11 protein-coding genes are annotated in these 13,229 nt (G+C 36.4%); 4 read left to right on the top strand and 7 right to left on the bottom strand.

All coding sequences use genetic code 11. The annotated features are described in order from the left end of the window. Positions 1-83 precede the first annotated feature (83 nt). The 4 genes from FVQ77_05885 to FVQ77_05870 all read left to right on the top strand — a co-directional run bounded on the left by FVQ77_05885 (position 84) and on the right by FVQ77_05870 (position 7,229). Positions 84-1,019 carry a type IX secretion system membrane protein PorP/SprF gene (locus FVQ77_05885; GenBank protein MBW8049861.1) on the top strand — a complete coding sequence of 312 codons (936 nt, stop codon included), beginning with the start codon at positions 84-86 and terminating at the stop codon, positions 1,017-1,019. Positions 1,020-1,301: 282 nt separating this feature from the next. After that, the gene (locus tag FVQ77_05880; GenBank protein ID MBW8049860.1) at positions 1,302-6,131 is read left to right on the top strand and encodes a T9SS type B sorting domain-containing protein; all 4,830 of its coding nucleotides are present in this window, start codon (positions 1,302-1,304) and stop codon (positions 6,129-6,131) included. A gap of 529 nt (positions 6,132-6,660) precedes the next feature. Continuing rightward, entirely contained in the window at positions 6,661-6,969 is a 309-nt protein-coding gene (locus FVQ77_05875) for a hypothetical protein (protein ID MBW8049859.1), read from the top strand. Next, positions 6,969-7,229: a DUF2442 domain-containing protein gene (locus FVQ77_05870; protein ID MBW8049858.1), complete on the top strand. Its 261-nt coding sequence runs from the start codon at positions 6,969-6,971 to the stop codon at positions 7,227-7,229. The genes FVQ77_05875 and FVQ77_05870 overlap by 1 nt, the downstream gene beginning before the upstream one ends. 63 nt (positions 7,230-7,292) lie before the next feature. Here the strand turns inward: FVQ77_05870 and FVQ77_05865 are convergent, their stop codons facing one another. From FVQ77_05865 to FVQ77_05835, 7 genes are all read right to left on the bottom strand, one after another. Further along, a complete protein-coding gene (locus FVQ77_05865) occupies positions 7,293-7,685 on the bottom strand; it encodes a type II toxin-antitoxin system VapC family toxin (GenBank protein MBW8049857.1) in 393 nt (130 codons plus the stop codon). A gap of 3 nt (positions 7,686-7,688) precedes the next feature. Beyond that, complete coding sequence (locus FVQ77_05860) at positions 7,689-7,934, bottom strand: hypothetical protein (protein MBW8049856.1); 246 nt, start codon at positions 7,932-7,934, stop codon at positions 7,689-7,691. 194 nt (positions 7,935-8,128) lie between these two features. Further along, positions 8,129-8,431, bottom strand: a complete 303-nt coding sequence (locus tag FVQ77_05855; protein ID MBW8049855.1) for a T9SS type A sorting domain-containing protein — start codon at positions 8,429-8,431, stop codon at positions 8,129-8,131. Between the two features lie 278 nt (positions 8,432-8,709). Next, entirely contained in the window at positions 8,710-9,039 is a 330-nt protein-coding gene (locus FVQ77_05850; GenBank protein MBW8049854.1) for a hypothetical protein, read from the bottom strand. 112 nt (positions 9,040-9,151) lie between these two features. Next, the gene (locus FVQ77_05845; GenBank protein MBW8049853.1) at positions 9,152-10,429 is read right to left on the bottom strand and encodes a hypothetical protein; all 1,278 of its coding nucleotides are present in this window, start codon (positions 10,427-10,429) and stop codon (positions 9,152-9,154) included. 115 nt (positions 10,430-10,544) lie between these two features. After that, positions 10,545-11,654 (bottom strand): type IX secretion system membrane protein PorP/SprF, encoded by a 1,110-nt coding sequence (locus FVQ77_05840; GenBank protein MBW8049852.1) that lies wholly within the window; start codon positions 11,652-11,654, stop codon positions 10,545-10,547. A 15-nt stretch (positions 11,655-11,669) separates the two neighbouring features. Then, the gene (locus tag FVQ77_05835) at positions 11,670-13,226 is read right to left on the bottom strand and encodes a T9SS type B sorting domain-containing protein (protein MBW8049851.1); all 1,557 of its coding nucleotides are present in this window, start codon (positions 13,224-13,226) and stop codon (positions 11,670-11,672) included. Positions 13,227-13,229: the final 3 nt, after the last annotated feature.

The following is a 13,229-nucleotide window of genomic DNA, read 5'->3' as shown; positions in this document are numbered from 1 at the left end:
ATACCCTGCGGGATACGCAACATACACTTACCGAATACCCGGAAGCCAGTTAAACTACCAAAAATTTAATATTGAATTGTAATATGGTGAAAAATTCTTTGATAATTATCAGATTTATTTTTGTTTCCTACTGCCTACTGCCTACTGCCAATTGCTTCGGGCAGCAGTTGCCGGTATACAGCCAGTACATTCTGAACGATTTTTTACTAAATCCTGCTATTGCCGGTAGTATTGAGGAATATTCCCCTATAAGAATAAGCCTCAGGAATCAATGGGTTGGATTTGATGGTGCTCCGCAAACTCAAACGCTCAGTTTCCATGGGTTACTGGGAAAAGGTGTAGGCTTGGGTGGATTTATTTTTCATGATATTACAGGCCCAATAAGACATAGCGCTATTCAATTTTCCGGAGCATATCATATCCCTTTTAAAAATCTGAATTCCAAGCTTTCATTTGGTTTATCAGCGGCTTTATCCGGGTATTCTTTAAAGAAAGAAGAATTGAAAGCTGATCCGGACGGGTTCGCTGATCCTACGATAGATAAAGGAATAAATAAAACAGTTGTACCGGATATGTCATTCGGAGTATATTATTCCGGTGAGGATTATTATGCAGGTTTGTCTGCAGTACAGCTTGTTCAAAGCAAGTTAAATTCCAAAAGTGATAGCCTGCGTGAAGTACGCCATTACTTTCTTTTTGCAGGTTATGACTTTTGGGTGAATGATGATTTTACAATAGAGCCCTCATTTTTGCTGAAAGGTACTGAAACGTCTCCTTTCCAGGTAGATGTTAATACAAAAGTCTTTTATAAGGAAGATTATTCATTGGGAATATCTTACAGGCACAAAGATGCTGTAGTTGTGATGCTGGGTGTGAAATATAAGCAGTTCTATCTGGGTTATGCCTATGATATTGTATTAAGCAATATACAAAAATATAGTGGTGGCTCGCACGAAATTATAGTAGGATTTAATATTGAACAATCAAGATCTCAGTGGAAATATCCGAGATATATGTAGCAACAATTTAGTTTTGCAACATTAATTTGTAATAAATAGATTCTTTCGTTATTAATCAACAAATGGTTATATGGCTATATGGTTAAATGGTTTGTGATTAGCTGAAGGAGTTACTAATCTCATAGGTTTAAACTCGCTGCTTAATTGCTGGCAATTTAGTTGCCATAAAGCCATATAACCATCTTAACAATTGAACAATGAAATAATATATTTTATGATTACAATATTGCGTAATTAAATTGTTGCTACATATATGTAGTCCTACGAATTACGAAGCATACTTTGAAAAAATTACTATTCATAATTCCGTTATTATTAAGTGGATTGGCTCATGCCCAAATCTGTGGAATTCAATCTGTTAGTTCCACTGATGAAGGTTGTTTTGGTGACAGCACAGGTTCGGCAGTGGTTACTATGGATACTACAGGGACGCCACCCTATAGCTATTCATGGAATACTACACCTGTGCAAACAGATTCATTTGCAACCGGGCTGGTCGCAGGAACTTATACAGTTACAGTAACAGATGATTCAGGCTGTGTAGATTCAGTTACGGTTATCATTACCGAACCTCCTTTACTTGTAATTATAATCGATTCAACAAAAAATGTAAGCTGCTTTGGCATATCGGACGGAGTTATCTATAGTTCTGCTACAGGGGGAACTTCTCCACTTCTATTTAGCATAGATACAGGAGCAACATTCCAGGCAAGCGGTACTTTTGATAGCCTTGCTGAGGGCGCTTATTCAATTATTGTTAGAGACTCAAACGGGTGTTCTGAAACGACTGCAGTAACTATTACTCAACCACCACTTACCTTAACTATCGAAATCACTGATACTACTTTTGCTGTATGTGGTGATAGTAATGGAACAGCAACAGGAACGCCATTAGGAGGAACCCCGCCTTTTACATATTTGTGGGATGATCCGCTTGCTCAAACCGATTCTACAGCTGATAGCTTAAAGGCAGGTAGGTATTCGCTTATAGTAATAGATTCCAACGGCTGTATAGCTGCCATAGCTGTAAATATCAATAATAATCCCGGTCCTATAGCCACCATCACGTCCTTCACCCCTGTTGCCTGTTTCGGTGATTCTTCCGGTTCAGCTACTGTAACACATACCGGGGGTACTCCTCCCTATACCTATTTGTGGGATGATCCGCCAGCTGGCGGACAAACCGACTCCATTGCCGACAGTTTGCCAACGGGAATATATACAGTAACTGTTACCGATTCTGATACCTGCAAGGGATTAGTCACTATTTTCATAAGCCAAGCGCTACTATTAATAGCAACTATTACCGACTCTTCTAATACATCTTGTAACGGAGATTCCAACGGTACGGCTACTGTAACTCCTTTCGGAGGTACATCACCTTACACCTATTTGTGGGATGATCTCCTGGTACAAACTGATTCGTCTGCTATTAACCTGCCCCCTGATACTTTTAAAGTCATTGTTACTGATACTAATTCTTGTAAAGATTCAGCTACCGTTACTATTATTGATCCGGCCGTGTTATCGGTAGCTATAACAGGTTCTACAAATGTTCTTTGTAATGGCGATTCCACTGCCTCTGCTACTGCTACTCCTGCCGGAGGCACCATCCCTTACTTCTATTTATGGGATGACCCCGGATCCCAAACAACTCCAACTGCAACCGGATTGCCTGACGGAACTTACCAGGTCGTTGTGAATGATGTTAACGGGTGTACAGATTCAGCTACAGTTACAGTAACCCAGCCAACTGCATTATCAGCTATCATCGCTGATTCTACAAATGTCTTGTGCAATGGAGATTCCAATGGCTCGGCTACGGTTACTACTACAGGCGGAACCATCCCCTACACCTGGTTGTGGGATGATCCGCTTGCTCAGATCGATTCTACCGCAGATAGCTTAGCTGCCGGTACCTACAGTGTCACTGTTACTGATTCGAATGGGTGTATAGCTATAGACACCGTGTACATTATAGAACCCGTTATTTTAACAATACAAATTTCGCTATCATGTGAAGGTTTTTGTGATGGTATAGCTATTGCAACACCGGTAGGCGGTAAAGAACCTTATACCTATTTGTGGGATGATTCATTAGCAACGACTGATTCTATAGCAAATAACTTATGTGCAGGCGTTTACAGCGTTATCGTAACCGATTCCAATGCCTGTATAGACACATCCTATATAACGGTAACTGCACCTTTAGCTTTGGTAACACATAGTGATGTGACTTGTAATGGTTCATGTGATGGAACAGGTACAGCAATTCCAAGCGGAGGTATTCCTCCTTATCTCTATCAATGGTTTGACAGCGCTCTCGACACACTTGCCGGGGAAACTGATTCAATTGCAGACAGCTTGTGTGCAGGAGCCTATTCAGTAAAAGTCAAGGATTCTATTGGTTGCCTGGCAACCAATATTCCGACAGTGATCATAAGGCCCGATACGATTGGAAGCTACGAGCCAAATACGGCTACTGATCCTCAAAACGCCTACGATAATGACTTGATCACTTCGGTTTCTATTAATGTAACACAGGATCTGGTGGTCAGGAGAACAGTCCCGGTAGACAGTATTGGCGTCATATGTTCTGTATGGTTAAATGTTCAGATATCCGGTACGGGTACTGGTACGCCTCTTGACATACACTGGATGAAAAGTTTGGCGGATCATGGTACTTCACACAATTTTGCAGCCCCCCAAGGCGTGAGTGAAGAACACCACTTTGATATTACAGCAGAAAGAACCTGGTTATGGTCAGACTTCACAGATATAGAGATCCATGGCACCAAAACTGCGCCACCCAGCCAAACAGAATGGCAGGAAGTATGGCTTGAAGTACATTTGTGTTACCCGGATACAATTCCCTTTCTCATTACAATTACAGAGCCCGATCCATTAGTAAAACTGGGACCGGATACTGGCATTTGCAAGGGCGATACCATAGCGTTGAATACAAGTAATTTTGGATTTGTAAGCTATTTATGGAATAACGGCATCACAGACTCTACCATTTTCACTGATACTGCCGGGGTGTTCAGTCTAACGGTAGCTGATACTACCGGATGTGTTAGTACTGATACGATTGAAGTATTTCAAACTGATATTAATTTAGGCGCTGACACTACTATTTGTCAGGGAGATACAGTGGCTTTAAATACCGGCAATTTTGGATTTGTCAGTTATTCCTGGAATAATGGCCAAACGGACTCTACCATTTTCACAGATACTATCGGGGTATTCATTCTGACCGTAACCGATAGCATTGGTTGTATTGATAGCGATACATACCAAGTCTTTAAATCTTTACCCGTTGTTAATTTAGGCTCTGACACTTCCGTTTGCCAGGGCGCCAAAGTAGATTTGAATACTAATAATTTTGGATACCTTTCTTATTTATGGAACAACGGGCTCACTGACTCTACCTTCAAGACTGACACATCGGGTGTTTTCATACTAACCGTTACCGATATAGTTGGATGTACAGCAACTGATACCATGGCAGTTGTTGTGAATCTTGCTCCTGCAATCAATCTTGGCGCTGATACTACAATCTGCCAGGGAGACACAATCCTGTTAAATACTTCTAACTTCGGGTATGCAACATATCTCTGGAACAATGGCATGACAGACTCTACCATCGCCACCGATACTGCCGGACTATTCAGCCTGACGGTTACAGATGCGATCGGATGTGCCAATAGCGATTTTGTGCAGGTATTTGTCTCTTTACCTGTTATTAATTTAGGTGCAGACATTGCTGTTTGCCAGGGTGATAGTGCAGCTTTAAATATTAGTAATTTTGGTTTTAGCGGTTACTCCTGGAACAACGGGCTCATTGACTCTACCATCACTACCGACACAACGGGGATTTTCATCCTCACGGTCACTAATAATTTTGGATGTACTGCCAGTGATACAATAGCGGTAGATGTAAACCCACTTCCATCTGTTAGTCTGAGCGCTGATACGACATTTTGTAAGGGAGGCAGCGTAATGTTACAGGCAAGTGGCGGAGTATCCTATCTATGGAATCCCGGTACAGGTTTAAGTGATTCAACAATCTTCAATCCTATTGCAAGCCCGGATCAGACAACTGCTTATTCTGTAGCTGTAACTGATTCGAATGGTTGTACCGCCAGTGGTAGTATTGTAGTAACCGTAAATCCAATACCGGCATTTAATCTTGGACCGGATTCTACGGTTTGTACAGGAGATACCTTTACATTAACAGCCCCTTCTGGTTACGTTTATCTTTGGAGCACCGGAGACACCATACAAACTATAATAGTAAATAACTCTAACGATTACTGGGTAAAAATAACCGATTCGCTGACCGGATGTTATAATTTAGATACAATTAATGTTCAATTAAATTCACCACCAATTGTAAATCTGGGGTTTGATACAACAGTATGCGGTAGTATGCAATTAGATGCGGGCAATCCTGGCAGTACTTATTTATGGAGCACCGGGGATACTATACAGGCCCTTACAGTCACTACCTCAGACACTTTCCGGGTAGATGTTACCAATTCAGCAGGTTGTACTTCAAGTGATACGGTGGTGATTGCAACCATAACATTAAGCGCCAGCATAAACTTTACACATGCCAGTTGTACCGGAATAGATGACGGTGCAGCAAATGTGATAACGGCAGGAGGCAGTGGCAGCTATTTTTATGGTTGGTCAACCGGTGATTCTTCACAAAATATTTCCGGACTCGCTTCCGGCACCTATATTGTTTCTGTAACAGATATTACATATAACTGTGCTGTTTATGACACAGTGAAAATTATAATCATAGATTCGGATTCGTGTCTGAACATACCCACAGTTTTCACCCCCAATGATGATGGTTTACATGATGAATGGATCATTAGAAATACTGCCACCGATCAACGAATCAAAGTGTTGTATCCGGATTGTACGGTTGAAATTTATAATCGCTGGGGAGCGTTGATCTTTAGCTCCAATGGCTATGATCTGCCCTGGGGTGGTAAGTTTAATAGTAAACCTATGCCAGTTGCGGCTTATTATTATATTATAAAATTAAATAATGGGGAGGATGATACTTTTACGGGGACTGTGACGATTATGCGGTGAAGTCTGAACCTTGATTTACTATCCAACCAATCTCTGATTGCCAAAACAGCTTTTCTTGGTTCTTTATTATGATGTTTTATAGTCATCATCAAAGGGGCAATTTTAAAATACATTATCATTAAAAGCCATAGGCTATTTCTTATTTGATGACTTTGAATCATTGAAGGATTTTACAACTTTTCTTGCCCAATTGAGCGTGCTTTTTTTAATCACTGGATTAATTTTAACACTTCTTTTTCTTTTCACCTTATTAGGCGCTGTTTCGGTTGATGTCATGATGAATTTATTTTTTAACAATTATTGATATACCTTGAATATCAAAATTACAAAGAATGTAATTTATTAACAAATTTAATACTATAAAAATTCTCACCGTGCAAAATTAATAACAAGTATCAAAATAAAAAAGGCTGCCGGTTATTAAAACCAGCAGCCTTGAGCATTACTTAGCTGTATTAATGTTCAGTTAACGATCAATTAATAAAGTTTAAATTCATTAAATTTTTTCTTTATTTTTGTACATTTGCAAATGCCGAAGATTGTTGAATATGGTAAATTTGTATATGGTATCTTTTCTGCAGATAAACGTAAAGTTCGTGGGAAATCTGAACCAAAACATGTTCACGTTTTAAGCAAAAAAAAGGGAAGAGTAAAGTTTGCAAAAATTTGGTTAGAGCCAGAAATAAAAGTTGATGATATTCATAAAGGGGATTTTACTGAACAAGAGCTCAACAAAATAATAAAAATTTTAGAAAAAGAAGATGTAAAGGAATTTATTGATGAAGGATTAGCTAATTTTTACAATGACCTGAAAGTAAAATTTAAAAAATTCAAATAATGGAAGGAATTATAGATACAAAACCAGTAATCAATACCATCAAATTTACTAAAAAGGGGAAGATGGATGTTTATTTGCAAGATGGAAGGATCATTACTGTACCTTTGAAATATTTTCCCAGCATACAAAAGCTTAATGCTAATCAAAGAAAACAATTACAAATAATAAATGATGTTGCATTTACATTCATTGATTCTCATGAATTATATCATATAGAAGATGTTATGGGTAATTATAATAATTATAAATACGATTTTTAAAAGAATAAATAAATTTCTGTATCTAAGTCGTTTTATATTTATTTACCCTCTGAAATTTTTACCCTATGAAATTTCTTCTTTATAGTTATTCATTGTTAATGGATTAAACAATTTTATTTCGGGAATATGTTCAAAGTCTTTTGTATTATTAGTGTATATTGTATAATCATTTATTTTAGAAGTTGCAGCAATAATAGAATCACAAACAGAAAGATTTTTACTTTGTCTTAATACAATTGCTTCTTCAATAATTTTAGAAGAAACATGTTTAGTATTAATAATATTAAATACTGCACCAAAATATTTTTTTTGTTTTGCTGTAATTTTATGATAACCCAACACCTCCAACTTTGTTATTTCAGAAATGAAAATATTTTGTTCCTTAAAAATCTTTCTTAGAAAACTGTATTTTTTCTCTGCTGAATAAATTAAAATATTGCTATCTAAAAGTTTCATTTTTTAAGGAAAATTTAATTTTCGGTCTTTTCTTACATCTCTCTGCCAGTTTGAAGGATTTCCATAAGATGAAACATCTGCTCCTTTATCAATTATTCTAAAGTATTTGGCAAGTTTTTTACCATTTTTTGTTTCATTTATTTCTGTTTCATCTCTAATAAAAGTTTTTTTTAGTCCAAGCTTTTCTGCAAGATCTAATAATAATGATAAATCTTTTTGTTTATCAATTTCAAATACTAACCTTTTCATAACAATATTTTTTTATTTACTATTTTAATATTACAGCTACAAATTTGTTTGCAATATTATTAAAATATTTCCTTATTTACAAAGAATTACTGAAAAAAAGACCTAAAAGGTTTTGAAACCTGTTAGGTCTTGTGGCTTTTTCCCAACCCAACCCTCCAGGAGTTTCAAAAACTATTGGAGGTTTTAAAGCGGGATTATTCTACTATTATCTTCTTGTTAATTATCCCTTCACCGCTTACCAATTGCAGGTTGTAAGTACCTTTGGCAAGCGCTCCAACATTGATCGCCTTTTGATATTCTTCAACATATTTATTCAGCTTTACCTGGTAAATTACCTGACCAATTATATCCAATAATTTAATTTGGAGTTCCTTCACTTCGTTCAGGACAAGCATTTCTATTATGAATTTGCCGGTGGTGGGGTTGGGGTGGATGGTGAGGTTGTTGATGAAATCAAGTTCTGTTATCGATAATAGGTAGGATTTTCTTCTATCCAAGCTACTACTAAAGCAAGATAATTTCGATAACTTAACTCTTTTTCATCCCAATTTTTTTGTTTGATGACTTTGAATCATTGAAGGATTTTACAACTTTTCTTGCCCAATTGAGCGTGCTTTTTTTAATCACTGGATTAATTTTAACACTTCTTTTTCTTTTCACCTTATTAGGCGCTGTTTCGGTTGATGTCATGATGAATTTATTTTTTAACAATTATTGATATACCTTGAATATCAAAATTACAAAAAATGTAATTTATTAACAAATTTAATCCAATTTAGTCTACAAACGTCTCTTTTATGATATTTTTAATTTTTTTCACTTCATTGCCCGATAGTGTTGCTACTTTTCTGTAAATTCTAACTTTGTCAATTGTTCTAATTTGGTCAATAAATACATCATCAATTAGCAATCCATCATCTCCATTTTTGTGCATTTCTTTGAAAGCATCACCCCAACCTGCTCTTGGTTTTTTTAGTGGTTTTAAAACTAAAAAACCTTTTTTAAGAATTAATTCAAGCTTATCCTTGATGTTATAACGCTCAAGCACTGTTTTATTCAGCCTGATACCTTTTGAATTTCCAATTTGAATTACTTGTATATGCATAATTTAAAGTTTAATAATGTTATTAAATATATTAGCTTTGAGCAATGGCATCGTTTGTTACTTTTGACTCAGTATACCAAGCAATTAATTAAATTTGTGTTTTATAAAAAATTCATTTTAGTTTTATCACCCAAAAATCACTTCTTCCCGCACCTTTTGATTCTGTAGTACCACACACCGCATACCCGCCATCGGTGGTTTGGATGATTGAATATGCCTCATCCCAACTACTTCCCCCAAAGGTTTTGTCCCATTGCTTTTCACCGTATTTGTTGAGCCTGAGCACACAAAAATCCTCGCCTCCCGCACCTTTTGAGCTTGTAGAACCACACACCGCATACCCGCCATCGGTGGTTTGGATGATTGAAGTTGCTTTGTCCCATTTACTTCCCCCAAAGGTAACGTCCCATTGCTTTTTACCGTATTTGTTGAGCATGATCACCCAAAAGTCACTTCTTCCTGCACCTTTTGATGATGTAGAACCACACACCGCATACCCGCCATTGGTGGTTTGGATGATTGAATTTGCACCGTCACTATAACTTCCCCCAAAGGTTTTTTCCCACTGCTTTTCACCGTACCGGTTGAGCCTGATCACCCAAAAATCACTACTTCCCGCACCTTTTGATTCTGTAGTACCACACACCGCATACCCGCCATTGGTGGTTTGGATGATTGAAGTTACAGGGAAATTTGTCTGTACGTTCATTTCACTTCCCCCAAAGGTAACATCCCATTGCTTTTCACCGTATTGGTTGAGCCTGATCACCCAAAAATCCTCGCCTCCCGCATCTTTTGAGCTTGTATAACCACACACCGCATACCCGCCATCGGTGGTTTGGATGATTGACTCCGCCTGGTCACTTTCACTTCCCCCAAAGGTAACGTCCCATTGCTTTTCACCGTACTGGTTGAGCCTGATCACCCAAAAATCATGGCTTCCCGCACCTTTTGATCTTGTAAAACCACACACCGCATACCCACCATCGGTGGTTTGGATGATTGAATTTGCCCTGTCCCAATCACTTCCCCCAAAGGTAACGTCCCATTGCTTTTCACCGTATTGGTTGAGCCTGATCACCCAAAAATCCTCGTCTCCCGCACCTTTTGAGCTTGTATAACCACACACCGCATACCCGCCATCGGTGGTTTGGATGATTGAATTTGCCACGTCATTACTACTTCCCCCAAAGGTTTTATCCCATTCAATAGCTGGTGGTTTCTGGGCGAAGGAGTGTAAAGCAGCCAAAACAGAGATTATTAGGGTAAACCCCTTTAGAAACCCTGTTGAATACTCACTTCGTGAATTCCACAAGATAAATCTGCGGGGATTTAATGCCAATGTTTTATCCGTTATTATTTCTAACAGGGTAAATAGATTGTTTTTCATTTATGTATAAACGATGCCATCGCTTTATTAGTTAGCGATCAATTAATTAATACTCATATTGTTTTTAAGAAATGATGTTTTAAAATATATTCGTTTTGAGCAATGGCATCGTTTGTCATTGAACATGAATATGCGGCTTTTCTCCAAATTGTCTATGAATTTGTAAACCTAAACTTATTGAAAGTTCATGTGAACCCGTAGTAGCATTATTTGTTAATTTAGAAATAGTATGATCATAACTATATAAAAATTTGAAACCTGATATCTGATAACCTATTAATATAACAAATGAATCAGAATTTGTAAAAACATACCTATGCCATAGACCCGCAATAAAAGTTTCATATCTAAAATAAAATCCATAATTAATTAGTTGAAAATCTCCCTGTTTTTGATATAAAATATTCGGATAAATATTTCTTTCTGAAATTGTTCCTTTTCTAAGTAAAAATCTTCCCGGTATTGGTATTTTTCCACTTGTATGTATAGTAAATTTCCTTTGTAATCTGCTAATTCCATAAAAACCATTTTGTGGCTTGGTGATATGATGAACAACAATACCTATATTGTAACCCCCTATAAATGTTAAAATATCGATAGCGGATTTTTTGAATATTTCTAATATCAGTGGTTTTGTAGTATCTATAGCGGGTTTTTGGGCTTTTATATGAAATAATAAACCTGTAGAAAAATCAGGATATATTTTATTTAAAGAAGCAGGTGGTAGTTCATTAGTTGGATTAACAAAACCAGACCTTTCATCAATCATATCATCAAACGTAAATTTATGCCAGTCTAAATGTTTCTGGTATATTGATGTTTGAAAGCCTGCATTCACATAAATATTTTTATTAAGCTGTAAAAAGTATGAATACATTGCAGAGAGTGATGTTTCAGATAAACCATATTGGCTTGACCTGTCATACATAGCTATGAATCCCAAACCGCCATCCATGATTTTCATATATTGATCATACGAAATAAGATTAGTGCTAAAATTACCTTTAATCTTTGGCCACCGGATTCTTGAATTCATTATTATACGTGGATTAGTTTTTGGTATTGTATAAAATAAATGCGGATCACTACCTGTTCCTGCATTGGCGGGATTAAGATAAACAGGATTGGAATAAAATTGCGATAAACCCGGATCCTGAGCTAATAAAGACAGGGAGATAGAATTAAAAAAGATTATCAATAAAAATGTATGAATAAAATTTTTCATATTTTTTATAAAATATTATCGAATTACTGTTACTGTACCGGCTTCGCTCTTTTTAATACCATCATAGAATTCTATCCATACTGAATATATGTATGTTTCAATTTCTGCTTCTTTTTCTTTATTACCTGTTTTACCATTCCATCCTTTTGTTAGGTTATTAGATTTAAATACTAAACCTCCCCACCTGTTATAAATTTGAAGCTTAAAATCTTTTACCCGTAAAGTTCTCACAAGAAATACATCATTCAAGCCATCGCCATTAGGTGTAAAGGCATTTGGAATATATATTTTTTTGCCTTCAGTGACTATAATTTCTGTAGTGTCTGATGCCGTGCAGCCATTTTTATCAGTAATTATGACTTTATAAGATTTGTTGTCCAATGGTGATGCATTCGGAACAGGACAGTTATAACAGCTTAATTCTGTAGGCGGCAGCCAATCAAAAGAAAGTGGAATACTATCCATATTGTAATCATATTTCAACCCAACACTGTCTCCGTAAATCATGTAATATTTGTCGTTTAAATCAATATACATTGTATCCGGTTCAATTATATATTTTGATATGTACTGTAAGCAATTATTGGTATCAGTTATTTGTACATCATAAAAACCAACTTTGAGGTTTTCTGTTTTAATTGTAGTATCACCATTGTTCCAATTGTATGAATAGGGCGGTAATCCACCGGCAACTTTTAAATTTATGTATCCATCATTGCCGCCATGACAGGTAACGTACTTAAATAAATCTATTTGAGCTTCCAGTTTTGCAGGTTGGTTTATCCGGATTGAATCTGATGTGATGCAATTATTAGCGTCCTGTGCACTGATAATATATTGTCCTGTATCTAATCCGGGAAAATTAGAAACACAAGCTAATGAACTGTTATTTATTGAATAATAATAATCACATTGAATGCCTTTTGTCCCACCAGAACAATTTAACATAATCACCCCATTTCTATTATTATAACAAATAACATCGGTTTTTGAAAGGAACAGACTTAGTGAATCGGGCTCATTTATTCTAACTGAATCTATTACAAAACAACCGTTATCATCTGTTACTTTGACATAATAGGTTCCTTTTGTTAAATTATAAACTGTTTTAGTTGTTTGCACAGGATTGGTAATCCATTGATATATATATCCTCCTACTCCTCCACTAACATTAACAGTAGCGCTATCGTTACTTCCACCATAACATTTAACATCATCTTTTTCAAACGATAAAATGATTTGATCAGGTTGGTTAATTATTTTTGTATAAAAGACAGTATCATTAACTGCATCAATTACAGTAATGGTGTATGTTCCCGCATTAAAATATTCAGTTATTGTATCACCACTACTACTACTGCCACTGCTGCCATCAGGATTCCATTGATAAAAATAAGGATCCGTTCCTCCATCCACTTTTAGCTTTAAAAAACCATCACTACCTCCATAGCAACTTACGTCTGAAGAATCAACTGGAATTATTGTTAATTGATTCTGAGAATATACGCTTGATTGCATAAATAATAAAAGCAATAAGAAAACTACCAAAGTAAGGTATTGATTTTTTACCATAAC

Source organism: Cytophagales bacterium (assembly GCA_019456305.1).
Taxonomy (GTDB): domain Bacteria; phylum Bacteroidota; class Bacteroidia; order Cytophagales; family VRUD01; genus VRUD01.
The sequence above is the reverse complement of the archived record's forward strand: the minus strand, read 5'-3'. Positions and strand labels throughout refer to the sequence as shown.